23 protein-coding genes and 1 pseudogene are annotated in these 24,421 nt (G+C 66.9%); 21 read left to right on the top strand and 3 right to left on the bottom strand.

The genetic code is table 11. The annotated features are described in order from the left end of the window. Positions 1–188 precede the first annotated feature (188 nt). Entirely contained in the window at positions 189–1,058 is an 870-nt protein-coding gene (locus RMO97_RS19515; RefSeq protein ID WP_310542668.1) for a hypothetical protein, read from the bottom strand. A 371-nt stretch (positions 1,059–1,429) separates the two neighbouring features. After that, positions 1,430–3,724: an Ig-like domain-containing protein gene (locus RMO97_RS19510; protein WP_310542667.1), complete on the bottom strand. Its 2,295-nt coding sequence runs from the start codon at positions 3,722–3,724 to the stop codon at positions 1,430–1,432. A gap of 593 nt (positions 3,725–4,317) precedes the next feature. Between RMO97_RS19510 and RMO97_RS19505 the strand changes: the two genes are divergently transcribed. Next, positions 4,318–6,108, top strand: coding sequence for a type I secretion C-terminal target domain-containing protein (locus RMO97_RS19505; RefSeq protein ID WP_310542666.1), 1,791 nt, complete (start codon positions 4,318–4,320; stop codon positions 6,106–6,108). Positions 6,109–6,192: 84 nt separating this feature from the next. On the opposite strand, the gene RMO97_RS19500 is transcribed toward RMO97_RS19505, so the two are convergent. Next, the gene (locus RMO97_RS19500) at positions 6,193–6,507 is read right to left on the bottom strand and encodes a response regulator (protein ID WP_310542665.1); all 315 of its coding nucleotides are present in this window, start codon (positions 6,505–6,507) and stop codon (positions 6,193–6,195) included. Between the two features lie 209 nt (positions 6,508–6,716). On the opposite strand from RMO97_RS19500, the gene RMO97_RS19495 reads away from it, so the two are divergent. The 20 genes and pseudogenes from RMO97_RS19495 (at position 6,717) to RMO97_RS19400 (ending at position 24,306) form a co-directional block, all read left to right on the top strand. Then, positions 6,717–7,295: a sigma-70 family RNA polymerase sigma factor gene (locus RMO97_RS19495; protein WP_310542664.1), complete on the top strand. Its 579-nt coding sequence runs from the start codon at positions 6,717–6,719 to the stop codon at positions 7,293–7,295. Continuing rightward, the gene (locus RMO97_RS19490) at positions 7,292–7,927 is read left to right on the top strand and encodes a ChrR family anti-sigma-E factor (protein ID WP_310542663.1); all 636 of its coding nucleotides are present in this window, start codon (positions 7,292–7,294) and stop codon (positions 7,925–7,927) included. The genes RMO97_RS19495 and RMO97_RS19490 overlap by 4 nt, the downstream gene beginning before the upstream one ends. 4 nt (positions 7,928–7,931) lie before the next feature. After that, positions 7,932–8,699, top strand: a complete 768-nt coding sequence (locus tag RMO97_RS19485; RefSeq protein ID WP_310542662.1) for a hypothetical protein — start codon at positions 7,932–7,934, stop codon at positions 8,697–8,699. A gap of 175 nt (positions 8,700–8,874) precedes the next feature. After that, entirely contained in the window at positions 8,875–10,461 is a 1,587-nt protein-coding gene (locus tag RMO97_RS19480) for a DUF4331 domain-containing protein (protein WP_310542661.1), read from the top strand. 12 nt (positions 10,462–10,473) lie between these two features. Next, on the top strand, positions 10,474–10,731 hold the full coding sequence (locus RMO97_RS19475; protein WP_310542660.1) for a hypothetical protein: 258 nt from the start codon (positions 10,474–10,476) through the stop codon (positions 10,729–10,731). A gap of 86 nt (positions 10,732–10,817) precedes the next feature. Then, positions 10,818–11,393, top strand: a complete 576-nt coding sequence (locus RMO97_RS19470) for a lytic transglycosylase domain-containing protein (protein WP_310542659.1) — start codon at positions 10,818–10,820, stop codon at positions 11,391–11,393. Positions 11,394–11,397: 4 nt separating this feature from the next. Next, on the top strand, positions 11,398–11,718 hold the full coding sequence (locus RMO97_RS19465) for a TrbC/VirB2 family protein (RefSeq protein ID WP_310542672.1): 321 nt from the start codon (positions 11,398–11,400) through the stop codon (positions 11,716–11,718). Between the two features lie 3 nt (positions 11,719–11,721). Further along, complete coding sequence (locus tag RMO97_RS19460; protein WP_310542658.1) at positions 11,722–12,009, top strand: type IV secretion system protein VirB3; 288 nt, start codon at positions 11,722–11,724, stop codon at positions 12,007–12,009. Continuing rightward, on the top strand, positions 12,006–14,402 hold the full coding sequence (locus RMO97_RS19455; protein WP_409035343.1) for a VirB4 family type IV secretion/conjugal transfer ATPase: 2,397 nt from the start codon (positions 12,006–12,008) through the stop codon (positions 14,400–14,402). The genes RMO97_RS19460 and RMO97_RS19455 overlap by 4 nt, the downstream gene beginning before the upstream one ends. After that, the gene (locus tag RMO97_RS19450) at positions 14,402–15,604 is read left to right on the top strand and encodes a type IV secretion system protein (protein ID WP_310542656.1); all 1,203 of its coding nucleotides are present in this window, start codon (positions 14,402–14,404) and stop codon (positions 15,602–15,604) included. Before RMO97_RS19455 ends, RMO97_RS19450 begins: the two co-directional genes overlap by 1 nt. Beyond that, positions 15,601–16,311 (top strand): VirB8/TrbF family protein, encoded by a 711-nt coding sequence (locus RMO97_RS19445; protein WP_310542655.1) that lies wholly within the window; start codon positions 15,601–15,603, stop codon positions 16,309–16,311. Before RMO97_RS19450 ends, RMO97_RS19445 begins: the two co-directional genes overlap by 4 nt. Further along, positions 16,311–17,051 (top strand): TrbG/VirB9 family P-type conjugative transfer protein, encoded by a 741-nt coding sequence (locus RMO97_RS19440; RefSeq protein ID WP_310542654.1) that lies wholly within the window; start codon positions 16,311–16,313, stop codon positions 17,049–17,051. Before RMO97_RS19445 ends, RMO97_RS19440 begins: the two co-directional genes overlap by 1 nt. Next, on the top strand, positions 17,048–18,256 hold the full coding sequence (locus tag RMO97_RS19435; RefSeq protein WP_310542653.1) for a TrbI/VirB10 family protein: 1,209 nt from the start codon (positions 17,048–17,050) through the stop codon (positions 18,254–18,256). The genes RMO97_RS19440 and RMO97_RS19435 overlap by 4 nt, the downstream gene beginning before the upstream one ends. Further along, positions 18,253–19,257: a P-type DNA transfer ATPase VirB11 gene (gene virB11 / locus RMO97_RS19430; RefSeq protein WP_310542652.1), complete on the top strand. Its 1,005-nt coding sequence runs from the start codon at positions 18,253–18,255 to the stop codon at positions 19,255–19,257. The genes RMO97_RS19435 and virB11 overlap by 4 nt, the downstream gene beginning before the upstream one ends. Positions 19,258–19,335: 78 nt before the next feature. Continuing rightward, complete coding sequence (locus RMO97_RS19425) at positions 19,336–19,458, top strand: hypothetical protein (RefSeq protein ID WP_310542651.1); 123 nt, start codon at positions 19,336–19,338, stop codon at positions 19,456–19,458. Between the two features lie 113 nt (positions 19,459–19,571). Continuing rightward, positions 19,572–20,426, top strand: coding sequence for a DUF4198 domain-containing protein (locus RMO97_RS19420; protein ID WP_310542650.1), 855 nt, complete (start codon positions 19,572–19,574; stop codon positions 20,424–20,426). Between the two features lie 19 nt (positions 20,427–20,445). Continuing rightward, positions 20,446–21,069: a neutral zinc metallopeptidase gene (locus RMO97_RS19415; RefSeq protein WP_310542649.1), complete on the top strand. Its 624-nt coding sequence runs from the start codon at positions 20,446–20,448 to the stop codon at positions 21,067–21,069. Between the two features lie 398 nt (positions 21,070–21,467). Continuing rightward, positions 21,468–23,093 carry an alpha/beta fold hydrolase gene (locus tag RMO97_RS19410; RefSeq protein ID WP_310542648.1) on the top strand — a complete coding sequence of 542 codons (1,626 nt, stop codon included), beginning with the start codon at positions 21,468–21,470 and terminating at the stop codon, positions 23,091–23,093. A gap of 75 nt (positions 23,094–23,168) precedes the next feature. Further along, positions 23,169–23,447 (top strand): annotated as a pseudogene (locus tag RMO97_RS19405) (IS30 family transposase); the annotation flags it as partial. Between the two features lie 190 nt (positions 23,448–23,637). Continuing rightward, a complete protein-coding gene (locus RMO97_RS19400; RefSeq protein WP_310542647.1) occupies positions 23,638–24,306 on the top strand; it encodes a M48 family metallopeptidase in 669 nt (222 codons plus the stop codon). The last annotated feature ends 115 nt before the right edge of the window (positions 24,307–24,421 follow it).

Genomic DNA, 24,421 nt, shown 5'->3' with positions numbered 1-24,421 from the left:
GGCGTTGAGCATTCCGGACGAACCGGTCCCGCACCAACGCCAAACGCCGCGGCTCCGTTCCGGCGGCCAGACCCCTGGCTGCGCCGGCCTTGGCGGGGACATCTGCGGGTCAGCGGCCATGGAAGAGACGGATGTCACTCCGCCTCTCCAACGACGCGATAGGGCTCAACCGCGGGGCGCCGCCAGGTTCACCGACGGCTGATGCGAGCGCGTGCTTCCAGCTCTCCGATCCGGCGCAGCAGGTATGTGCTGTCATCGGCCGACATCGTCATGCGAGCGTAGGCGGCTTCAAGGCGGGCGAGATCGCCGTGCGTCTCACGGATGTCCAACGCCTCTCGCCGCGTGATGGCGCCTGATCGCTCATTGGCGGCCACGGCGGTGAGGATCTCAGCCAGACGGACGCGCGGGCTCATCGCCGGGATGGGAGCCTGGGGGCCGTCGCCAAGGCGCTCGTCCAGAGCGTCCAGACGCGCGTCGAGGTCTTCCCGCTCCCGGGCGCTGATGCCGTCGCGCGCGATGGCGGCTTCAAACTGGATCAGGGCCTGATAGTCCGCGCGTAGCCGCGTGGCCTGGGTGCGCGTCATGCGTCGGGTGGCGACGGCGGCGTTTACTCTGGACTCAAAATCCGCACGACCGTCTGCGACGCTCGTGCCGGTGTCCTCGTAAGCCTCACCGGGCTGGCTGAGCCGCTGTGTGATGGCGCCATAGCGTTCGCCCAGGTCGGCGCGTTCCTGCGCCGTGAAGCGCCCATCAGCCGCATACTGGTTCTCGAGCATGACGAGGTTCGAGAAGTCCGCCCTCAGGCGGTTGGCGGAGCCCGTGGACAAGGCGCCGGCGCGGACATCGCCATCGAGCCGCGCCTGAAACTGACCCTGAGCGGTGCTCAACGGCCTTTCGCCACGCTGCCACCGGGCGTCCAGAGAGGTGCCTTGACCGAGCAAGGCCTCGAGCACCTGGCCAAAGCGCTCCTGATTGCTGCTCTGCGCCAGGGCCGCGGGAGCCGGCGACAGAGCTAGGGCGAAGGCGGCGGCGGCGGTTAAGGATTTCAGCGACAACATGAGTTCTACCTTTTCGAGCGCAGGAGTCGGGACGATGCACATGCTTCGGACTGGGGAGCTCTGCTGCAACGCGGCGTGGGACTGAGAGAAATGATGCGCCCTTGAATAGGAGCGCCTCACCCTCAACGCGCAGCTTGGCCATAGGCTCCCAGGCCTAGTGCGACTGTCCCCGTTCAACCCGAATTTCACAGGAGCTATTGGACGCTGTCTCGCGCAGATGGCCACGAAATGGGCCTTGCGCCACGGCCGGCGTCAGCGTGGCCACGCTCCGAGACGGGGAGTCGTCCGATCCCCCACCGATCCTCCGGCAGGGCAAGTCCGCTATCGCGATAGGTAGCGGGGCGGCCGCAAGGCCGCCCCGTCTGGCGTCCTCAGGAGAAGACGAAGTCGCCGCTGCTCAGGCTGGCCAAGTTGACGCCCTGCAGGGTGATCGAGTGGGCGGCGTCCAACGCGATCACCACCGAGCTCCCGACCTGGGAGGCGTGGCTCATCAAGTCCCCAAAGCCGCCCACCAGTGTGTGGTCGATCTGGATGCTGTCGTTCTGCGCCTTGAAGTCGGTGATCGTGTCGTTGCCAAAACCAGCGCCGAAGACGAACCGGTCAGGACCGTTCCCGCCCGTCAGGATGTCATTGCCGGCCCCGCCTGAGAGGGTGTCGGAGCCATTCTCGCCGGAGAGTTGGTCGATGCCCGCCCCGCCGAACAGCTGGTCACCGCCGTTGCCGCCAAAGAGGTTGTCGGCCCCGCCGGCGCCGTTGACGGTGTCGTCGCCGTTGCCGCCCTCGATACGCTCGTCAGCCTCGGTTCCCGACAGGGCGTCGGACTTCACCGTGCCCAGGATATTGGCCCCGTTGGCGACGCCGCCAACCGTCACGCTGACCGTCGCGGTGCTGGTGGCGCCTGCGGTGTCGGCCATCACATAGGTGAAGCTGTCGGCGACTGTCTGACCGGCGGTCAGCAGGTCCTGGCTGTCGGCGTCGGCGGTATAGACCACCTTGCCATCGACGATGGCGACACTGGCGCCGCTGGTGGTGGTGGAGACGGACACCAGGGTCTTGGCGTCGCCAGCGTCAATATCGGTGTCATTGGCCAGGACGTCCAAGGTCAGCGACTGGTCTTCCAAAACCGAGCCCGCGTCGGCCAGGGCGACGGGCCCGTCGTTGACGCCGGTGATGGTCATGGTCACCGAGGCGGTGCTCTCGGCGCCGGCGGAGTCGCGGACCGTGTAGGCGAAGGTGTCGGTGGCCGTCGCGCCGGCGCTCAGCGATTGGAAGGCCGAGCCGATGGCGTAGCTGACGGTTCCGTCGGCGTTGGCGGTCGCCGCCCAGATCGTGCCGGCCGTACCGACCGAGACCAGGGTCTTGGTGTCGCCGGCGTCAACATCGGTGTCGTTGGCCAGGACGTTGAGCGTCACGGCCGCGCCATCCTCGGTCGCCGCGCCGCTGTCGGCCACGGCCACAACGCCGTCATTGACGCCGGTGATGGTCATGGTCACCGAGGCGGTGCTCTCGGCGCCGGCGGAATCGCGGACCGTGTAGGCGAAGGTGTCGGTGGCCGTCGCGCCGGCGCTCAGCGATTGGAAGGCCGAGCCGGTGGCGTAGCTGACGGTTCCGTCGGCGTTGGCGGTCGCCGCCCCGATCGTGCCGGCCGTATCGACCGAGACCAGGGTCTTGGTGTCGCCAGCGTCAACATCGGTGTCGTTGGCCAGGACGTTGAGCGTCACGGCCGCGCCATCCTCGGTCGCCGCGCTACTGTCGGCCACGGCCACAACGCCGTCGTTGACGCCGGTGACAGTCATGGTGACGGTGGTGGTGCTCGTCAGGCCCGCCGTGTCTTTCATGGTGTAGCTGAAGGTGTCGGTGGCCGTTTCGCCGGCTTTCAGCGCTTGGAAGTTGGCGCCCGGATTGTAGCTGACGGTTCCGTCGGCGTTGGCGGTCGCCGCCCCGATCGTGCCGGCCGTGTCGACCGAGACCAGGGTCTTGGTGTCGCCGGCGTTGGCGTCGGTGTCGTTGGCCAGGACGTTCAGCGTCACCGCCGCGCCATCCTCAGCCGCCGCGAAGGCGTCAGCGACGGCGACCGGCGCCATGTTGCTGGGGCCGAAGGTGGCGTTGAGCGAGATGTTGTCCAGGCCAAAGGCGCCAGGGCCGGTGAAGTTGGCGGGGATGATCTCGACGAAGGTCAATTGGTAGTCGCCCGCGCTGAGCGCATTCAGGGTCGCGCCGATGTCCAGCGACACCTGGGTGACGGGGCTCCAGGCGGAATCCCGGAACGGAGCCACAAAATGATAGAAGCTGGCCTTCGTGGCGCCGCCCTGGGTGAGCAGGACGTCGAAGGTGCGAACCGCGCCGCTGTAGCTGGTGGTGGAGGCGAAATCGAACTTCAGGATCGCCGAGGACACCGTCTCCTCGATGTGGATCGTCTGGGACAGCTTGAATTGGCCAGGGCTGCCGTCGAAGCCGTTGAAGGCCGTGAAGCCGCTGATTGGGGTGGCGGCGCCGCCGGCGACATTGCGCAGGAACCAGGCCGGCTGGCCTGACGTGGAATACTCGATATCAGTATTGCCGCTCCCACCGAACGAGGCCTGATACGGATTGGCTTGGTTGCTGGTCGCGGTCCATCCCGCGAAAGAGCCCGTGCTGAATCCGCCGTTTGTGATCAGTTCGCTCATAGAAATTTGCCCTTAACAGAATCGGCCCGCTCAGCGGGCTGTTACACGAATATGTCGGGCGAACGACTAGATGCAGCTCTCAATTATTCCAAATCAAAATCCACATTAACTGCAATTTACCCGCCTTGCGGGAATATTAACTGAATCTAATCTGAAACCGTACCAGAAAAAGCCACCCCGTATCGGCCCCCAATCAACCTTGTGTTGGTGGATGCAATTTCAGGTGGATTGGGTCCGCTTCTCAAGCGTTGCGGCGCCGTGCGCCGGTTCGCGCTGACTGAAGCTTGGGCTGACAACGCTGGTGAGGGCCTTGCGCGCCACGCGCAGAAAAGGGCTCTCGGCCGGCCAATGGGCGAAATAGGTCGACCATCCAGCCAGAGGGGGGCGACCTGAACGGATGGTCACGTCTTGAGCCGTAAGTCGCCGCAATATCGCCGCAGAGACCTCATCATCAGTAATATCGCGTCACGGGCGAAATAAAGCGTGGCCATTGGGCAGAAAACCGGCGTTACATTTGTGTGCGGGACAGTGTTTCGTGTGTAGCGAAGCATGTCCGTATTCTAATCCGCGCCCGCATCAGGGAATAAATTAGCGTGACTATTGGATCATATGAAGACTTCTGGCGCGCACTTGGCCAGAACGAGTCCGGAAACAACTATTCGTTCGTGAGCAGCCTCGGCTATCTCGGTCGCTTCCAGTTCGGGGAAGAGGCGCTTCAAACGATCGGCTTCTACAATGGAGACTCAACCTCGACGATCGACTTCACAGGGAGCTGGACGTCCAAGGCCGGCGCCTTCGGGGTGTGGGACAAGTCGAGCTTTCTGAATTCGCCGGCGGCCCAGGACGCGGCCACACAGGCCTGGTTCTCCAAGGTCAACGAGGATGTGACCACCCTGGGCCTCAAGTCTTACATTGGGCAGTGGATCGGCGGCGGACCGATCACCGAGTCCGGACTGGTCGCCGGAGGGCACCTCGTCGGCGTCTGGGCCTTGAAGTCCTTCCTGGAGTCCGGGGGCCGCATCGACACACCGGACGGCTACAACACCCCCGTCTCGGAATATGTTCGCCGCTTTGGCGGGTACGACACCCCGTTCTCGCCGGGCGGCGGCGTGCAGCCGCCGGCGCCCACAGGCGACCAGGTGCTCACCGCCGCCTATCCGGGGGCGTACCTCGCCGGGGGCGCGGGCTCCGACACCCTCAATGCGAGCCAGGGCGGCGACCAGCTGACCGGGGGGGCGGGCGCTGACACCTTCGCCTTCAAGGCCATGCCCTGGAACGCCGGCCGGATCACCGACTTCCAGGTGGGGACGGACAGGCTCGACCTCTCCGCGCTCTACGCCAATGGCTATCGCGGCGCGAACCCCGTGGCGGATGGCTATGTCACCTTCGCCGCGGACGGCCAGGGCGGCGCCAAGGTCATGCTGGACGTCGACGGGCCTGCTGGCGGCAGCGCCATCCAGTACCACGTCGTCTCACTGCAGGGGGTCGCTCCTGGCGGACTCAACGCCGCCAATGTGTTCGGCGCAACGACCTCCCAGCCTGGGGCGCCGACCGCCGGCGGGGGGCAGATCCTGACGTCGGCCTATCCCGGCGCGACGCTCGCCGGCGGCTCGGGCGCCGACGTCCTCAATGCGAGCCAGGGGAGTGACAGGCTCACGGGGGGCGGGGGCGCCGACGCCTTCGCGTTCAAGGCGATGCCCTGGAGCGCGGGTCGGATCACTGATTTCCAGGTGGGAACCGACCGCCTCGACCTCTCGGCGCTGTACGCCAATGGCTACGGGGGCTCTGATCCGGCAGCCGACGGCTATATCCGCCTCATCGCCGACGCCGGGGGCGGCACAAAGGTGATGATGGACGTAGACGGCTCCGCGGGCGGAAGCACGATCGCCTACCACGTGGTGACTCTGGAAGGGGTCTCGCCAAACGGCCTGTCAGCGGCCCAGGTCCTGGGCGGCGGCCCCCCGGCGCCAGCCGCCGGCGGCGCAGGCCGCGTCTTAATCTCGGACTACCCGGGCGCTCCGCTCGCGGGGGGCGCGGGCGCCGACACCTTGCAGGCCAGCCGCGGCGCCGACCAACTGACCGGCGGCGCCGGAAGGGACCATTTCGTCTTTGGCGACCCGCCCTGGAGCGCGGGACGCATCACCGACTTCCAGCCCGGAGTCGATGTCCTTGACCTCCGGCCTCTGTTTGCGCAGGTCGGATATCGGGGGGGCGATCCCAGGGCGGACGGATATCTGCGCCTGGAGGACAACGGCCATGGCGGGACAAAAGTCCAGTTCGACTCAGATGGCTGGGGGTCCGGCAACCCTTGGTCCACCACCGTCACCAACCTCGACGGGGTTAAGCCAGCGGCCCTGAGCAGCTCGGACTGGCTTTTCAACTAGCGCAATTCACCAAGTCTCAGGCTCACCTAGGCTTCATCCATCTCGCCGCCGCCATGATCTGGCGGCGCTGAATGTCGGTGCGATCTAGGTCAGCCTGGCGCTTTGGTCGCGGTCGGCGGCCATGCGGCGGCCGATGGCGTCGAAGAGCAGATTCATGGCGACGGGTTTCAGGATGACGTCGTCGGCGCCGGCGGAGGGGCGGTCCTCGCGGGTGTTGAGGCCGGTATCCGCCGTCACCAAAATGACCGGGAGCTTGGCCTTGGCGTCTTCGCGGGCGCGGATGTGGCGGATCGCCGTGAGCCCGCCCATGCCAGGCATGCGCAGGTCCATGAGGGTCAGGTCGTAGTCGTTCTCGGCGATCATGCTGAGGCCGGTCTGGCCCTCTGGGGCCTCGGACATCTCCAGGCCGGCGAGCCCGCTGGCAAGGGCGACCGTCGGTCTAACCTGTGCCCTCAGGTGGATATGTCGGGGCGTCGCGCATCCCTGAGCGGTCGCCGGCCGTAGAGTCGGAACATGTGGAAACAGCGATCGTTAGGGCATGGCCTACTTGAAGCAGGTGCTTCCTGGAGCGGCGTCGTTGATCAGCCAGCTAGGGAGCCGGATGGCGTATGAGTGAGGCTCCCCATACGCAGCTGCGGCCATTCGCGCCTGCCCCGGTTCATTCCGATTGGATCCTCGCCATCGCCGATGAGCAGGACCGGAGCTCCTTCGTGGCGCTTTTCCATCATTTCGCGCCGCGGCTGAAGGCCTACCTCCTGCGTCTGGGGATGCCGGGGAATGTCGCCGAGGAACTCGTGCAGGAAACCATGCTGCTCGTTTGGCGCAAGGCGGGGCAGTTCGATCCCGCTCGCGCGACCCCGTCGGCCTGGATCTACACGATCGCCCGGAACCTGCGCATCGACATGCTGCGGCGGGAACGAAACGCCAATGATCCCCGCTTGTCCGAGCCTGAACAAGCGACCTGCTCGCCGGAGCAGGAGCTTGACCTGGTTGAAAGCGAGCGGAGAGTGCGGCATGCGTTGGATGTCTTGCCGGCCGATCAGGCGGCGCTCCTGCGGCTTTCCTATTTCGAGGACCGTTCGCACGCCGAGATCGCCGATCACCTTAGGCTTCCTCTTGGCACGGTGAAATCCCGATTGCGGCGGGCGGCGGCGCAGCTCCGTGAAATCCTGAGTGACAGATATTGAGTATCGAGACGCATCCACAGGCCTCGCTCCTCGCGGCCTACGCGTCGGGCGCCGTGCCCTTGGCGCCCGCCCTGACGATCAGGTGTCACCTGACCACCTGCGCCGCGTGCCGCGCGAAGGTCGCTCTGATGGAAGAGGCCGAGGGACAGCTGCTGGACTCCCTGCCTCCAACCCCGATGTCGGTGGGCGCTCTGGACCGAGTGATGGACCGTCTCTCGGCCGAGGCACCCGAGCCGGCTGCGCGCCCCGGGGAGCTGTTGGGCGACGTTCTTCTCCCCCCTGCCATTGCGGAGGTCGGGGTGGCGTCGCGTCGCTGGATGGGCCCAGGACTTTGGACCGCCCATCTGAGGCTTCCGCCGCAGGACAATTGGCGCGCCTTCATCCTGCGCGCACCGGCCGGACAAAAAATCCCGCAACACCGCCATGTCGGGCATGAGTTCATTACCGTCCTGCAGGGCGCCTTCAGCGATGGGGTGTGCTACGGCCCAGGCGACTTCGTGGAAAGCGAGCCGGACAGTCGGCACACGCAACAGGTAACCCCTGAGGGCCCCTGCGCCTGTCTTGTCGTCGTTCAGGGCCAGATCGAATGGCGTGGCATGGGTAGGCTCGTGACGCCAATGCTCGGGATCTGAAGCCGTGACGCGAAGCCAGGCCCTGTCACGTGGGATGGACATGGTCGGGGCGACGCCGCGGTTGCGCCGACCATGGACAACGGTCGCCGTCAGTCTGCTGCTGCATCTCGTGCTCCTTCTGCTGTTCCTGCGCGAGGCGCCCTCGGAACCGCTCGGCCCGTTTGAGCAGGCGGGGGTGAGCGTGGCCCTGTTCGACGGTCGTGATCGAGACTCCGCCGCCGCGCCGGTCCTGACCTCGGTGGTAAAGACGCGCGCCAGGTCAACGCCGCCGCAGGTCGAGGTGAAGCCCCCACCGCCGAAGTCAGACATCGAACCGATCTACGAGCACAGCCTGCCGCCCGTCGATCCCACCGCCGAACCCTTCAGCCTGGACGGTGAGGTCGCGCTCTCCGTGGCGGCCGCGGCAAGCGCGGCGAGCGGCCAGGCCTGCGACCTGAGTCAGTGGCTTCAAACCGCCTTGCAGAACAATCCCCAGTCCCAGGTCGCCCTGGCGCAAATCCCGCGGCCGGCGCGATCGGTCGCCAACGCCATGATGCTCTGGAACGGGCGCTGGGTGGAGATGCCTGCGGCCGCCGGCGGGTTGCAAGCGCTGCGTGCCGCGGTGCTCGCCGGCGTGGCCTCGGCCCCTGCGGCCTGCCGCTCGGAGGTCATTCGGGGGCCGGTGCTGCTGACCTTGGCCGACCCGGCGGGCTCCACGATCCTGGCCATCGGCTCTGGAGAATGGCGCTGGGACGACCTGCGCGCCGACGACCCGACCGCCTCTACGCGTTAGCCGGAGGGCGGGGCGAGCCGCCTGTCAAGTCTGAAAACTTCCTTCCGCAGCGACATATTTTCACAGCGTGGAGATCCAGTCGCACGCCGCCTTCGTAACGCTTTTCAAACCACCCCACCCCCGATCGCGGGGCGCAGGGGAAGTCGGGCGCTAGGTCCGCGGCGGAGGCTGAGACATGAAAAAACGCGTTGGCTACCTGATGGGAACCGCGGTGATCACCGCCCTGATGCTGGGGTCTGGTCCCTCGCTCGCTTCAAGCCACCGCGAGGCGCCGAACGTCACCAAGATGCCGAAAGTGGACAGCACCGACTTCTACATGTTCCGCAGCTATGAGCCGGGCCGGTCGGCCTTCGTGACCTTCATCGCCAACTACCAGCCGCTCGAAATTCCGGGCGCCGGGCCGAACTACTACACGATGGACCCTGACGCGATCTACGAGATCCACATCGACAATGATGGCGACGCCAAGGAAGACCTGACCTACCAGTTCAAGTTCAACAACATCCTGCGCAACGGCGGCAAGGGCATCACCCTGAACATCGGCGGCAAGGAGCTGCCGATCGCCCTGCGCCACGCCGGTCAGGTCACCGCGGCCGACGACGGCGATCTCGGCGAGGTCGAGGACTACACCATCACCCAGATCACCGGCGACCAGCGCGCCGGCACCCGCGCCACCGTGACGGCGGCGAATGGCGGGGCGACCAGCTTCCGCAAGCCCTTCGACAATGTGGGCAAGAAGACGACCCCGGACTACCCAACCTACGCCAACCAGTACATCTACAGCATCGCCGTCCCGGGCTGCGCAACGCCGGGCCGGGTCTTCGTCGGCCAGCGCGCCGAGGCTTTCGCCGTCAATCTTGGTCCGACCTTCGACCTGATCAACTATGTCCCGATCGACGGCGCCTCCTTCCCGGGCGGCATCACCCAGAGCCGGCAGAATGATGACCTGGTCGGCAAGCTGAACGTCACCTCCATCGCCCTGGAGCTGCCGATCGCATGCGTCACCGGTTCGGGCAACGGCGTCATCGGCGCGTGGCAGACGGCGGCCCTGCCGCAAGCCCGCCTGCTGAACCCCAAGGCCAGCTACGCCAACATGTCCCAGCAGGGCGGCGCCTATGTGCAGGTCTCGCGGCTCTCGGCTCCGCTGGTCAACGAGCTGGTGATCGGTCTGCCGCAGAAGGACACCTTCAACGCCGCCAAGCCGACCGGCGACGCGGCCCTGGCCGACTACGTCACCAACCCAACCTTCCCGGCGATCGTCGATCTTCTTTTCCGCGCTCCGGTCAACGCGACCCTCGGCACAAACTTCAGCAACATCGCGCCGTCCAACCTGCCGCGAAATGATCTGGTGGCGGCCTATCTCACGGGCATCAAGACGCTCAACCAGCAGAAGACCGTGACAGGATCGGAAATGATGCGCCTGAACACGGCGGTCAACCCGACACCTCGCGACCAGCAAAAGACCTTGGGAGTCGCGGCGGACGATCTCGCCGGCTTCCCCAATGGTCGCCGGCCGGGCGATGACGCCGTCGACATCACGCTGCGGGTGGCCATGGGTCGCCTCTGCTACCCGGTTCCGATCAACGGGGTGCAGACCGATCTTGGCCTCTGCAAGCCCGCCGACGCCCCCGTGGGCAACGCGCCGCTCACCGACGGCGCTCCGATCAGCGCCGCCGAACTGCAGAACGTCTTCCCCTACCTGAACTCGCCGCTCTCGAACTCGCCGCGCACCCTCGGCACGTCAACCATCCCGAACCCCTAGGAGTTCATTGCCATGAAACGCACTCTATTGACGGCGGCAGGGCTGGCGCTTCTCGCCCTGTCAGTCTCGGCTTGCGGCGGCGGCGGGGGGGGTGGTGGTCTCGGCGGCGGTACGACAACGCCGCCTCCGGCCTCGTTCGCATCGCAGTTTGGCGCGGGCTTCGGTGCGGCGTTCGGCGCGAGCGCCAACACCGATCCGCGTGACCTGGCTGCGGCCGATGTCATCGCCCCGAGTCTGACCGCCGAACCTGTCCCCCTGCCGGGCACCTAGCCCTGCTCCGCGCCAGGACCATCGAAACGGGCGTCGCCGGAGGACCATTCCTCCGGCGGCGTTGCCGTGCGCGGGCCCTGGCCGCGTTGATCCTCGGGCTCACGGGCGCGGTGGCCACCCCCAGCTTGGCGCAGGTCATCGAAATTGGCTCGGACGGCGCCGCGACCCTCCATGCCGGGCCCTCGGTCTTCACGCTTGAGGGCGCTCAGCCGATCGGTGTCACGCCTGGCCCACCGACAAACCCTGGCCGCGCGGAGGTCGTCCAGATGATCGCCGACGCCGCGCGCCGACATGAGGTCAGTGTCGATTTGATCACCGAGGTCGCCCGCCGCGAATCCGGCTTCCGCCAGAGCGCGGTGTCCAATCGCGACGCGGTGGGGGTCATGCAACTCACCGCCGGCGCCGCCCGCGAGGTCGGGGTTGATCGCTACGACATCAGCCAGAACATCCTGGGGGGGACGGCCTATCTGCGACGCATGCTCAACCGCTACGGGGGCGACGTGAGTCTGGCGCTGGCGGCCTACAACGCAGGCCCCGGCGCCGTGGACCGCTATCGCGGCATCCCGCCCTTCCGCGAAACCACCGCCTATGTCGCCGCTATCATGGCCCGGCTGTCTCAGAACGCCTTGTCCGACACCGCCCTAACCGTCACCGGCCGATAGGAGCCTGACCATTCACACTCCCCGAAATCTCCGAGCATCGGCCTTGGCCCTGACCATGACGTTCCTGGCTCAGGGCGCCCAGGCCCAGAGCCTGGATCCCTCCGGCTCCAACGTGATCGTCGGCGCTCTGTCCTGGATGCAGGGCACCCTGATGGGCACTGTCGCAACCGTCGCCGCCGTGATCGCCATCGCCGCGGTGGGCTTCATGATGCTGACTGGCCGCCTCAACTGGCGCTACGGCGCGACAGTCATCCTTGGCTGCTTTGTCCTGTTCGGCGCCGGCGCAATCGTCTCGGGCATCCGCCAAGCCGCGACAGGCTTCTGACCCATGACCGCGCAGCTCGACCGCGACGTGGTGTTCGGAGCCCTGACCCGGCCGCAGATGTTCGCCGGCGTCACCTATAGCTACTTCGTGCTCAACGCCGTCGTGACCGCCGAGCTGTTCCTCATCACCAAGTCGCTGTGGGCCGTGCTGGCGGCCATCGTCATCCACGCCATCGGCTATGTGGCCTGCCTGCGCGAGCCGCGGATTTTCGAGTTGTGGCTGACCAAGGTCAGCCGTTGCCCACGGGTGCGCAACTGGTCGGTGTGGCGATGCAACTCATACCAGCCATGACGGCGCAGCCCGACCTCCGACCCAAGGCTCGGCAGGCCGACCCGCGACGGGAGGCAAGCGCGGGATCCCGGCTGCCCTACGGCCGCCATGTCGACGACACCACGCTCGCGACGCGCGACGGGATGCTGATGCAGGTGATCCACCTGGCGGGCCTGTCCTTCGAGACGGCCGACACCGACGAGATTAACTACCGCAAGGCTCTGCGGGACGGGGCCCTGCGCGCCTTCGCCAGTTCCCGTTTCGCCATCTATCACCACGTGATCCGGCGGGAGGCCGCCGCCGCGAGTGAGGGCGAATTCAACGACGACTTCAGCCGCACCCTGGACGAGGCCTGGAAACGCCGGCTGAGCACCAAGAAGCTCTACGTCAACGAGCTGTTCCTGACCCTGATTCGCCGCCCCACCCAGGGTCGTGTCGGGCTGATCGAGGGCGCGATCCGCGCCATCACCGGAGCCGCGGATCCCGACCAAGGTGCGACGGCGCTCGCCAACGAGCAGCGCGAGTTGAACGCCGCCAGCGAGTCCCTTCTCGCCAGCCTCGCCCCCTATGGCGCACGCCTGCTGAGCGCCTATGACACCCCGGCCGGGCCCTGCTCCGAACCGCTGGAGTTCCTGTCGTCGCTCTATAACGGCGAGATGCGTCCGGTGCTGATGCCTCGATCGGACCTGGGGCGGCACATTCCGTATCGCCGCATCAGCTTCGGTGCCGAGACGGTGGAACTGTCCCGCGCCGGGGCGCTCGATCGCAGTTTCGCCGCGGTGATTTCGGTCAAAGAATATCCGCCACAGACCACGCCGGGCATGCTGGACGACCTGCTGCGCCTGCCGCACGAACTGGTGATCAGCCAGAGCTTCGGCTTCGTGGACCGGCAGGCCAGCCTGGACCGCATGAACCTGGCCCTGCGGCGCATGCGTGCGGCCGACGATGAGGCCGTAACCCTGCGACGCGGTCTGATCGAGGCCAAGGATGATGTCTCGGCGGGCCGGGCGGCGTTCGGCGAGCACCACCTGAGCGTGCTGGTCAAGGCGCCCAGTATCGCGGCCCTCGACGAGGCGGTGGCCGAGGTGCAGTCCAGCTTCACCGAGATGGGGGTCATCGCCGTTCGCGAAGACGTGAATCTGGAAGCCGCCTTCTGGGCGCAGTTCCCAGGCAACTTTAAGGACATCGCCAGGCGGGCCTTGATCTCGACAGCCAATTTCGCCGGCTTCGCCTCGGGTCATAACTTCCCGACCGGGCAGGCGCGGGGCAATCACTGGGGTCCGGCCGTGACCCTTCTGGAGACAACTTCGGCGGGCCCCTACCACTTCAACTTTCACAAGGGCGACCTAGGCAACTTCACCATTATCGGGCCGTCCGGGTCCGGCAAGACCGTGGTGCTCAGCTTCCTGCTCGCCCAGGCGCGGAAGTTCGACCCTCGCATCGTATTCTTCGACAAGGACCGTGGGGCGGAGATCTTCCTGCGCGCGATCGGTGGGCGCTACGACGCCATCCGCCCGGGCCAGCCCACAGGGTTCAACCCGCTGCAACTCGAAGACAACGCGGCCAACCGCGGCTTTCTGGCCGAGTGGACCGCGCGCCTTGTCAGCCAGCCGGGAGAGGTCCTCAGCCCCGAGGATGTCGAGCGCATCAAGGAAGCGGTGGACGCCAATTTCAGCCAGCAACCGGCCTACCGGCAACTGCGGTACTTCGCGGAGTTGTTCCGGGGCGACCGCCGGCCGCAAAGCACCGACCTCGCCGCCCGCCTGAGGTCATGGTGGGGGGAGGGGGAGCGGGCCTGGCTGTTCGACAACCCGACCGACGCCCTGGACCTGGAGGCGCGCACCCTGGGTTTCGACATGACCCAGATCCTCGATGACCCGGCCCTTCGGACGCCCGCCATGATGTACCTGTTCCACCGGGTGGAGCAGCGGCTCGATGGCGATCCGACCCTCATCGTCATCGACGAAGGCTGGAAGGCGCTTGACGACGAGGTCTTCCTGGCCCGGATCAAGGACTGGGAAAAGACCATCCGCAAGCGCAACGGCCTGGTCGGCTTCGCCACCCAGAGCGCGCAGGACGCCCTGGAGAGCCGCATCGCCTCGGCGATCATCGAACAGGCCGCCACCCAGATCTTCATGGCCAATCCCAAGGCCCAGGCTCGCGATTATTGCGAAGGGTTCGGTCTGACGGAGCACGAGTACGACCTGATCCGATCTCTGCCCGACACCTCCCACTGCTTCCTGATCAAGCACGGCGCCGACAGCGTGGTCGCGCGCCTGAACCTGTCGGGAGAACCCGACCTGCTCACTGTTCTTTCGGGGCGGGAGCGGACCGTGCGCCTGCTGGACAGCCTGCGCGAAGACCTGGGCGAAGACCCTGCCGTCTGGCTGCCGCGACTGCTGGAGCGCGCGTGATGGCCGGCTTCTGCCCCGCCCCTGCGCCCGACATCGGGTTGGTCCAGGGCCTGTTGTCCTCGGTCGACTGCAATGTCCGGGTGATGGCCGAGGCGGGATATGGCGCGCTCGCGCAGCCGGGCTCCTCGTTCGGCCCCGCCCTGACCGCGATACTGACCCTGTATATCGCGATCCTGGGGTTCGGCATGCTGATGGGTCGCACCCCGCTGCGGGTCGGCGACCTGACGATCACGGTGCTGAAGATCGGCGCGGTTCTGGCTTTGGCGACCAACTGGCCGACCTATCAGCGCGTGGTGTTCGACACCCTGTTCCTGGGACCCGAACAGTTGGCGACGTCGATGCTGAACGCCATCCAGCCGCCGGGTTCGGATTTGCGGGGCAATCCCTTTGATGGCCTTCAGCTGGCCTATGACGAGTTGCAGCGCTCCGCCACCTACTTCACCCAGCGCAGCCTGAGCCTCGCCTCGCCGCTTCAGGGCGGCAACGCGGGCGCCGCATTCGGCCTAACCCTGGCGTCCACGCTCATGCTGTTGATGAGTCTCGGCGCGGTGCTGGCCGCGAAGATCGTGCTCGGCCTGCTGTTGGCGCTGGGGCCGGTCTTCATCGCCCTGCTGATGTTCGACTCCACGCGGGGCGTTTTCGAGGGATGGTTGCGGGCGGCGGTGGCCTTCGCCCTGACACCTCTGTTAGCGACCCTGGCCTTGATCGTTCAACTGGTGATGATCGAGCCGCACCTGGTGCGCCTGGTTGAGATGCGAGCCCAGGGCGTCGTGGATGTCGCCCCAGCCAACGCCATCCTGCTGCTCACCCTGATATCCACCGGCGTCGCTCTCTCCCTGGGGATCGCCACCGCGATGGTGGCCACCGGCTTCCGGCTCCCCTGGCGCACGGTGGTTGCGGCCGAGGCTGGTCGCCAGGGCGCCGCCGCCATGTCGAACGAAAGGCGCGAAGCCACCGCCGTCACAGTCCCGGGCTCCTCGGCGCCCCCCCGCGCCGCCGCCGTCGCCGGCGCGGTCGCCGCCATGGAGCGGCGTGAGAGCCGGCTGGAACTTGTGAGCACCGACGGTCCCCGACGGACCTCGGTGGGCCGGGGTCGCGACGAACTTCCAGGCGCAGCCGAGCGCGCGCCGCCCCTTGGCCAGACCTATCGCCGCGCCGCCCAGCCCAGGCGGGCCGCGAGCAATGTTCGGAGAGATCGATGAAGCCTGACAAGCCGCTTCAGCGGGGCGCCTACTACGCCGAAGCCGCCTCCTGGTCCCAGGACGTGCACGGCGCGCTGCGTGCGTCCCGCCGCCTGGCCTGGATCATCGCGGGCGCCGCCGGGACTGTTGCGCTGTTCGAGGCCATCGCGCTCGCCGCCATGATGCCGCTGAAGACCGTGGTCCCCTACACCATCACCGTGGATCGCCAGACCGGCTATGTGGAGACCGCCCAGGGTCTGCGCCCGGGGTTGCTGTCACAGGACGCCGCCGTCACCCAGGCCTTCCTGGCCCAGTATGTCCTCGCGCGGGAGGGCTTCGATCCCGTCGATCTGCAGGCCACCTACCGCAAGGTGGCCCTGTGGTCAGCCGGTGAGGCCAAGGCCCAGTACCTGCGGTCCATGGCCGCCTCCAATCCCTCCAGCCCGGTCAAGATGTATGGCCGCGCCACGGTCCTGCAGCCCACCATCAAGAGCATCTCGCTGTTGTCCCCCAACAGCGCCCTGGTGCGCTTTGACTCCGAACGGCGCGACAGCGGGTCGGCCACGGGCGACCGGGCGTCCTTCGCCGCGGTGATCGGGTTCCGCTATACGGGCGCGCCGATGCGGATGGGGGATCGATTCCTCAATCCGCTGGGGTTCCAGGTGACATCCTATCGCCGGGATTCCGAGATGATCGGCTCCACCGCCGCCTCGCAGGGACAGCGCTGATGCGCGCGGTCCTGGCCCTCGTCCTGGCGATGTCGACCGCCCCCCTGGCCGTGCAGGCGGCGCAGATTCCGCGCCCCGGATCTGGCGATCCCCACATCCAGAGCGTGGAGTACGATCCGGATCAGGTGGTGCTCCTGAACGGGGTTGTCGGCTATCAGCTGATGCTGGAATTCGCGCCGGACGAGCGGCTGGTGAACGTCTCCATCGGCGACTCCCTCGGCTGGCAGGTCACTCCTAACCGGAACGCCAACCTGCTGTTCCTCAAGCCCATCGACAAGCGCGCGGTCACCAACATGACGGTGGTCACCAACCAACGTCGCTACGCCTTCGACCTGCGGGTGAGCACGGGGCGCAGCCTGGCGCGGACGCCCTATGTGGTGCGCTTCATCTATCCTCAGGTGGCGGTCGCAGCGCCGGCGCCCGAGTGGGTGGAGCCGCCTCCGGAGGTGGTCAATGCCGCCTATACGGTCACCGGCGCAGCGGAGAGCGCGCCGGTCCAGGTCTTTGACGACGGACGCATGACCTACTTCGCCTGGTCGCCGCAGGCCGCCGCCCCCGCCATCTTCGCCGTCGCCGCCGACGGCGCGGAGAGCCTGGTGAACTACGGCGTGCGCGGGGGCTACACCGTGGTGGAGCAACTGGCGCCGCGCTTCATGCTGCGCAACGGCAAGCAGGTGGCGACGGTCACCAACCAGGCCTACCGCGCCGCCGCCCTGGACCAACGGACCGCCGCCAAATGACCGATCCCCGCGCACCTGGCGCCATCTCGCCGCCGCCGATCTCCGAAGACCTGACCCGGGCCGCCGAGGCCTCAGAACCCATGGTGGGATCCACGACCCGCACGCTTCACCCAGCGGTCATCGTCGGCGGCTTCTCGCTGGTGGCCATCGCCCTGTTTCTGGTCCTCAATGGCAACCGCATGGACCGAACAGGCGCCAGTCTGGTGACCCCGACGGGCCAGCCGAGCTCCATCGCCGAGGCGTCGCCGCCGCCGCTGGAGCTGCCCTTGACCCAGATTTCCACGGGTGGCGACACAGGCCCGTTCAGCGGGCTGCCGACCCAGGTGGGGATGCCGCCACCGCCACCCCCGCCGCCACCAAACGTGTCCGCCGCCTATGTGCCGGTCTCGACGCCCAGGTTCGGCCCGTCGCAGGGCGATGTGATGGCTCGACGTCGCGCACCTTCGGTCGTGGTGGACTTCGGCGCACCCTCCGGCGAGCGCATGGTGCTGGCCCAGGCCTCGGCCGGCGGCGCCAGTCCCCAGGCCGCGGCGGCCCTGGCCGCCGGCGCCGCGGGCGGGCAGACCAAGGGGCCCGATCTCAACGACAGCGAACAGTTCGCCGAACGGGTCGGAGATGAAGAGCCGGCCCGCGCGAGGGCGACCACCCTGCGCAACCTCTCCGCCCTGGCCCCCCAGGGGACAATCATTCCGGGGGTGCTGGAGACCGCGATCAATTCCGACCTGCCCGGCTTCACGCGCGCGGTGGTCAGCCGCGACGTGCTCAGCTTCGACGGCCGCGCCGTGCTGATCCCTCGCGGCAGCCGTCTGATCGGCCAGTACAAGAGCGCCGTCGCCCTGGGTCAGTCGCGGGCGTTCATCATCTGGACGCGGGTGCTGCGCCCGGATGGCGTCTCGATCCAGATCGGTTCGCCGGGGACTGACGCCCTGGGTCGGGGCGGACTCGAGGGGGATGTCGACCGCCACTTCTTCCGCCGCTTCAGTGGTTCCATTCTGCTCTCGGTGCTGAGCGCCGGGATGGCCTCCCTAGGTGACACGCCGGCGACCCAGATCAGCATTGGCTCACCGGGGGCGGCGGCGGGTCTCGCCAGCTCGGCGGTCCAGGGCGAAAAGATTTCGCCCACCATCAAGGTGCCCCAGGGCGAGGCGATCCGCATCTTCGTGTCCCGCGATCTGGACTTCTCGGGCGTGGATCCGATCCGGTGAGTGCTGGTCCCGCCGCCGTCTATCTGAGGACCTACCTGGCGCCGCTGGCCTTTCTGCTGGAGCGCGCGGAGGTCACCGACATCTTCATCAACAAGCCTGGAGAGGTCTGGATCGAGACCGTTCTGGGCTCCATCGAACGCCATCCCGCGCCGGATCTCGACGAGACCACCCTGTGGCGGCTGGCGCGCCAGATCGCCAGCTTCTCCAACCAGGGGATCAGCCGCGAACATCCGCTGCTGGCCGCCACCCTGCCCAGCGGCGAGCGCGTGCAGATTGTCGCCCCGCCGGCGACCCGGGGTGATCTGGCGATCGCCGTGCGCAAGCACGTAGTGGCCGATCTCAGCCTGGACGACTACGACCGCGCCGAGGCCTTCGCCCATGTGCGCACCGACGGTCGCTCCGACAGCGAGGCGCTGGACGCCCAGCTGCAAGGCCTGCTGGACGCGGGCCAGCTCGCCGAATTCCTCCGGGTCGCGGTGCGGGGCCGCAAGAACATCATTGTCGCCGGCGGCACCTCCACCGGCAAGACCACCTTCCTCAACGCCCTGCTGAAGGAAGTTCCGCGCGAAGAGCGACTGGTGCTCATCGAGGATGCGGCGGAGGTGCAACTAGACCACCCGAACGCCGTCGGCCTGGTGGCTGTGCGCGGTGAGACCGGCGAAGCCAAGGTCACGGTCGAGGACCTCGTGCAGGCCTCCCTGCGCATGCGGCCCGACCGCATCATACTCGGCGAACTGCGGGGCCGTGAGGCGACCAGCTTCCTGCGCGCGGTCAATACCGGGCATCCGGGCTCCATCACCACCCTGCATGCCGACAGCCCGCGCGGGGCCGTCGATCAGCTGAGCCTTCTGGTCCTGCAGGCCGGCCTGCAGCTGACCCGGACGGAAATCGTCGACTACGTGCGCGGGATCGTGGACGTCTTCGTCCAGCTGTCGCGGCGCGACGGTCGGCGGGTCATCTCCGAGATCGTGTTCAAACAGGGCGCGGCGGCCCTGTCGTGATCAGGGCCGATCGCTTCCGTATCTTGCTGGCCTTGCGGTGCGGCGTATGGATTTGGACCGACCGCCCCGCTCCTCGCCGTGAACACCGGAGTGTGGTGCGGCGGCGTGATCGCCGCCGCCGGCGCCCCGCTGGACTTGGCCAAGGCTGCGCCGTGGGTGCTGCTCGCGCTTCCAGGCACCTGGCTCGTCGGCCGCCGCTAGGGCATCGGAGTGAAGGTTCTGGCGAGCTGACTGGCGGCGGTCGCTATCCTTGGCGCCGCTCTTCCCCACCACCACGCCGACGTCCGGCTACGTCGCTGATCACATGGATGAACATGAACACTGCCATTCGATCCTTGGGGGCTGGCGTCCTGCTGGCCGCAACGCTCACCGCCGGCGCTTCGGCCCACGACTTCTGGGTGCAGCCCGCGCAGTTCTGGCTGCCTTCCAACGGCGCGGTGCTGACTTCGCTCCAGGTCGGACACGGTCCGTCCCGCGAGCGTTGGGGCGCTGACGTCAACCGCGTGACGTCGTTCTACAGCCTTGGTCCCGCCGGCCGGACGGACCGTCTGGCGGAGCTGCGCGCCGGTGGAATGGACCGGGATCACCAGGTGCGTTTCGCGGGTCCCGGCGTCCATGTCCTGGTTCTGCAGACCAACCACGCTCAGAGCGAACTTCCGGGACCACGGTTCACGAGCTACCTGAAGGAAGAGGGGCTGACGCCGGCGATCAACCTGCGCGCCCAGCGGAAGATCACCGATCAGCCCGGCCGCGAAGTCTACACCCGAAGGGCTAAGGCCCTGGTGCAGGTCGGCGCGCCGAGCGCCCGGTTGGACGCCTTGGCGACCCGGCCGGTAGGGCTGTCGCTGGAGATCGTGCCGGAGGTGAATCCCTACGCGCCGACTGTCGGGACCAATCTGCCGGTTCGTATCCTCTATGAAGGGCGTCCCTTGGCCGGGGCCCTGGTGAAGCTGAACAACCTCGACTTCGACGGACAGCCCGTCGCAGAAATCCGCAGCGACAGCGCGGGGCGGGCGGTGTTCAATGTGCCACGCACAGGCTCCTGGCAATTGAACGTCATCTGGACCAAGCCTCTCAAGGACACCGCCAAGGCCGATTTTGACACCACCTTCTCCAGTCTCACCTTCGGGTTCCCCCGCAAAGGCGCGGCGGCGGCGGGCAACCCCTAGGCTCGGGGCGGCGCTGGCGGTGGCTGCGTGCGCGGCCACGCAGGCGCTGGCCGTCACGCCCGGCGAAGATGTCAACCTAAGGAGGCGGGTCCTGGCGGTCGTGGAGTCGACGAGCCGCGAATGGGACGCCGCCTTTCGAGCGCAAGGCGGGGCGTACGATGCGCCCAGGGTGCTGATGCTGCGGTCCCCGATCGGCCATCCCGCGCGCGGCGCCGGCTACTCACTCGGCCTTGTGGTGATCGACCTGAACGATATCGCCGCCCTCGAGGCCGTATTCGCGCAGGACAGCGCCCTCGCGGCCTTAGTGATTGCTCACGAAGTCGGACACCATGTGCAGGCATTGACGGACGGCCCGGCCAACCGGGGCGAAGATCCCGAGATTCTGGAGCTGCGAGCCGACTGTTATGCCGGCTGGTGGCTTGGCCGGGCCCATGCTCGAAGTCCCGTCGATTACCCTATCCCCAACCTTCAGCGGCGCCTGCCGGAGATGCTCGGATTGTTGTCCGTGCTGCAAGCAGGACATCTGTTAGCCGCCAGCGAAGCGGAAATCCACGGCGCCATTCCGCAGCGGCTGGAGGCGGTTCGACAGGGTATGGCGGCGGATGACCCCAAGGTCTGCGTTCACCCTCCGGGACGGACCTGACAGGATCGCGCTACGTGGACGTCCAGCTCGCCGAGGCTTTCTGGAGGACCTTATCGACCCGTGGACGCGATGGTCTGCAATGTCGGTGGCCGGCGCATGTATCTCTGGCGTGCCGTCGACCTCCCGCTGTGCCCGTGAGGCGCCAGGGGCGTCAGTTGGCTTTCATCGATGGTTTGCTGACCAAGAGGGCGCCGCCAAATGGCAGCTCGGAATTTAGGATTGAACCCGTGGCGCGCCTGCGCATCCGACTGTGCTGGCCTAGCGGACCCCTTGTGTCAGACCGCAAACCCCGTTTCGTGATTTCCATCGCGCCAGCCGGCGCCTAGGTTGGGGGCGTCAACGGGGAGGTGGTGTTGAGCGTGGTGAGCGTAGTAGGGCGTGGCGGGCCCGAGGGGAACGTGCGCCTTCTGGTGGAGACGCTCTATGCGTTGGCCGCCCATCCCGAGTCCTGGGAACACCTCATCTCTGCCCTTGAGCTGCCGCACGCCACCGACGAGCCGCCAGGACGGGTGGCCGCTGAACTGGAGGGCATTCACCATGTCTCAGCCCTGGCACGAGCGCCGGGGGAGGGGCCGCCCGACCGTGCGGCGAAGGGGATCGGCCTTGTTCTGCTGTCGCCGAGCGGCATGGTGTTGGCGTGCACGGATCTGGCTCATGACGTGCTTGAGCCCCATCTGGCTTCGGTTAAGTTGGGGACGAGGTTCCAGTTCGACCACCTCGACAACACAGAAGCCTTGCGGCGCGCGCTGGCCGAGACGAAGCGGTCAGGCCAGCAATCTATCCTGCGGCTCGAACGGTCTGCCGCCGGCCCGCCGGTGTTCTGCTTCGTGGCTGACGTTTCAACGCTCGCCGGTGACAACTCGCGTGAGCCCGCCGCCTTCGCGTTGATGTTCCCGGCGGCCCAGCCTGCACCCCAGCTCTGGGGCGTCATCGGTGAGAGCTTCGGGCTGACGGCCGCGGAGCTGCGGCTAGCGGCGAAATTGCGGGAAGGCTTGGGGCTTTCGGAGGCCGCCGAGGCGCTCGGTGTCAGCGTCAACACCGTCCGAAACCAACTTCGCGCGGTCTTCGATAAGATGGGCCTGAACCGGCAGTCCGACCTCATCCGAACGCTGACTGAGTTGGCGGCGGTTGGGGGCGCCTTGGCCGCGCCATCGGCTGTTCCGATGGAAGATGCGCCGCCGATCCGCATGGCGCGGCTCGCGGACGGCCACCGCCTGGCCTTTCGGGACTACGGACCGCAATCCGGTCGACCGGTGCTGGTGTACCACGGCGGCATGAGCTCCAGTCTCATGCCGCCTGGGAGTGGTGACCTGGCCGACTCACTGAACCTCCGGCTCATTTGCGCCGAACGTCCTGGCTTCGGCCAGTCGGATCGCCGTCCCCACTACAGCTTCGAGACTGTGGCTGAGGATATGGAGGAACTTTGCGATCGGCTCAGGCTCGATCGACCAGCCCTGTGCGGTGTCGTGTCCGGGGCGCCATTCGCCCTCGCCACCGCCCAAAGGATGGGCGACCGGGTTTCCGGTGTGTTCATCCTCGCCGGGCGCCCCCCGCGGCGGGTGGGACGGGAGCTCAGCCCTCTCAGCGAGCTGCGGGCTCGCTTCGAGAGCCACCCCTGGGTGGTGGAGACCTTCTACGCGATCCTTCGCATGCGTCTGTCCCCCGATCTTGCGCGTCGACTCGTGAAGCGTTTGGCGAGCTTTTCTGAAGCCGATCGCGCCTACTTCGAAGCCAATCCGGCGATGGCCGATTTCGTTTTCGCCTATGTCACCGAATGCCTCGCCCACGGCGGTCGTGGCATTGCAGACGAGATGACGGCGTTCCGCCGCGGTCGCAACATGACCTTAACTTCCGCTATCGCGCCCGTGGTGATCTGGCACGGCGTAGACGACCAGTTCAGCCCGATGGCGGACATCCTTGCCTTCGTTGGCGAGCATGCCACCGAAGTTCGGCCTCTTGAGGGTATTGGCCATCTGGCGCCGTTCAAGTACTGGCGCGAGATCATGCAGCGGATCGCGAGCTGAAGCGACGGTCGCGACAATGAAGGTATCCCGCGATCAGAAGGGGAGGTGAGTCCTGTCGTGCATCGCTTGCGGCGCCGGGATCGGGGCAAGGAACTGGCCGACCACAAACGTCTGGCTGTGGCCTCCGACGTCGCGGTCTACTTCTGCGATCCCCGCTCACCGTGGCAGCGCGGCTCCAGCGAAAACACCAACCGCCTTCCGCGCCGGTACCCGCCCCACGGGACCGACTTGTCTGTGCACAGCCAAGCCCAGCTCAGCGCCATCGCCCGCCAACTCAACGAACGGCCCAGAAAGACCTTGCTCTATCGAACACCAGCAGAGACCTTCGCCGAGTGTTTTGCTGCGATCAGTTGAGCCCACCACGCAAAGTGGTCGACGCCCGGTGCGAGCGAAATTTCGTAGCGTAGGAGCGGGTGGAAGCGGGGTGCGTTAGCCGGACATGTGTCACTCTTGTTTCGCTCGTGGTCGACGCGCCTTGATAGGCGGGCTTCTGGCCTTTCCCCTCGTAAGCTGCAGCGACAACGTCCAGACGGGCCGCCGTCAGATGGCCTTCGTCCCGGACTCGCAACTCGCCCAACTTGCAGATCAGGCCTGGGCTGAAATGCTCGCCAAGACCCCCGTTTTCAATAGTCCCGTGATTGCTGAACGACTGGCCAGGGTCGCGGCGCGGATCACCGGCGTCTCCGGGCGCAACGATCTCAGTTGGGAATTTGTTGTTTTCGACTCACCTGAGTTGAACGCATTCGTCCTACCCAATGGGAAGGTGGCGGTGTTTCGAGGAATGATGGAGTTCGCCACAAGTGACGATGAACTCGGCGCTGTCCTGGGACACGAAGTCGCTCACATAGTGTCGCGCCACCCCGCGGAGCGGGTGAGTCAGCAGCTGGCGGCTCAAGTCGGGATGACCTTGGCTCAGATGGCGTTCGGCGGTGAGAACGGCGAGAACGCCCAACTGGTCGCAGGTATATTCGGCCTCGGAGCCACATACGGCGTCTTGTTACCTTATTCCCGCACCCACGAACTGGAGGCTGACCGCTTGGGCGTGGAGCTGATGAGGAAAGCCGGCATGGAGCCACTCGGAGCGGTGCGCTTTTGGGAGCGGATGATCGAACGAAAGGAGAGGCAAGGCGCTCCGCCAGAAGCGCTCTCCTCCCACCCCGCGGACGAGCGACGCCTCACCGAACTCAGAGGGGCGGTGGGCGCGTCACGGTAAGGCGTCGCGATACGCTGCAGCGCAGCGCTCGATGCGCCGCATCGGCTGGCGGCCTGTTAGCGATACGGCGCTTCGCACGATGTGTGATCGCCACGACATACCCACGCCGGGCCGT

It is taken from the genome of Phenylobacterium sp. (assembly GCF_031425575.1).
Taxonomy (GTDB): Bacteria; Pseudomonadota; Alphaproteobacteria; order Caulobacterales; family Caulobacteraceae; genus Phenylobacterium.
Note: the sequence above shows the minus strand (reverse complement) of the source record. Positions and strands in the feature narration are given on the sequence as shown.

Excerpts from the sequence above, each read along its gene's own strand:
- RMO97_RS19475 (WP_310542660.1), top strand. The coding sequence starts at position 10,474 with ATGAAACGCACTCTATTGACGGCGGCAGGGCTGGCGCTTCTCGCCCTG.
- RMO97_RS19450 (WP_310542656.1), top strand. The coding sequence starts at position 14,402 with ATGGCCGGCTTCTGCCCCGCCCCTGCGCCCGACATCGGGTTGGTCCAG.
- RMO97_RS19510 (WP_310542667.1), bottom strand. The coding sequence starts at position 3,724 with ATGAGCGAACTGATCACAAACGGCGGATTCAGCACGGGCTCTTTCGCG.
- RMO97_RS19400 (WP_310542647.1), top strand. The coding sequence starts at position 23,638 with ATGGCCTTCGTCCCGGACTCGCAACTCGCCCAACTTGCAGATCAGGCC.
- RMO97_RS19480 (WP_310542661.1), top strand. The coding sequence starts at position 8,875 with ATGAAAAAACGCGTTGGCTACCTGATGGGAACCGCGGTGATCACCGCC.
- RMO97_RS19435 (WP_310542653.1), top strand. The coding sequence starts at position 17,048 with ATGACCGATCCCCGCGCACCTGGCGCCATCTCGCCGCCGCCGATCTCC.
- RMO97_RS19440 (WP_310542654.1), top strand. The coding sequence starts at position 16,311 with ATGCGCGCGGTCCTGGCCCTCGTCCTGGCGATGTCGACCGCCCCCCTG.
- RMO97_RS19455 (WP_409035343.1), top strand. The coding sequence starts at position 12,006 with ATGACGGCGCAGCCCGACCTCCGACCCAAGGCTCGGCAGGCCGACCCG.
- RMO97_RS19460 (WP_310542658.1), top strand. The coding sequence starts at position 11,722 with ATGACCGCGCAGCTCGACCGCGACGTGGTGTTCGGAGCCCTGACCCGG.
- RMO97_RS19420 (WP_310542650.1), top strand. The coding sequence starts at position 19,572 with ATGAACACTGCCATTCGATCCTTGGGGGCTGGCGTCCTGCTGGCCGCA.
- RMO97_RS19500 (WP_310542665.1), bottom strand. The coding sequence starts at position 6,507 with ATGTCCGAGGCCCCAGAGGGCCAGACCGGCCTCAGCATGATCGCCGAG.
- RMO97_RS19495 (WP_310542664.1), top strand. The coding sequence starts at position 6,717 with ATGAGTGAGGCTCCCCATACGCAGCTGCGGCCATTCGCGCCTGCCCCG.
- RMO97_RS19515 (WP_310542668.1), bottom strand. The coding sequence starts at position 1,058 with ATGTTGTCGCTGAAATCCTTAACCGCCGCCGCCGCCTTCGCCCTAGCT.
- RMO97_RS19445 (WP_310542655.1), top strand. The coding sequence starts at position 15,601 with ATGAAGCCTGACAAGCCGCTTCAGCGGGGCGCCTACTACGCCGAAGCC.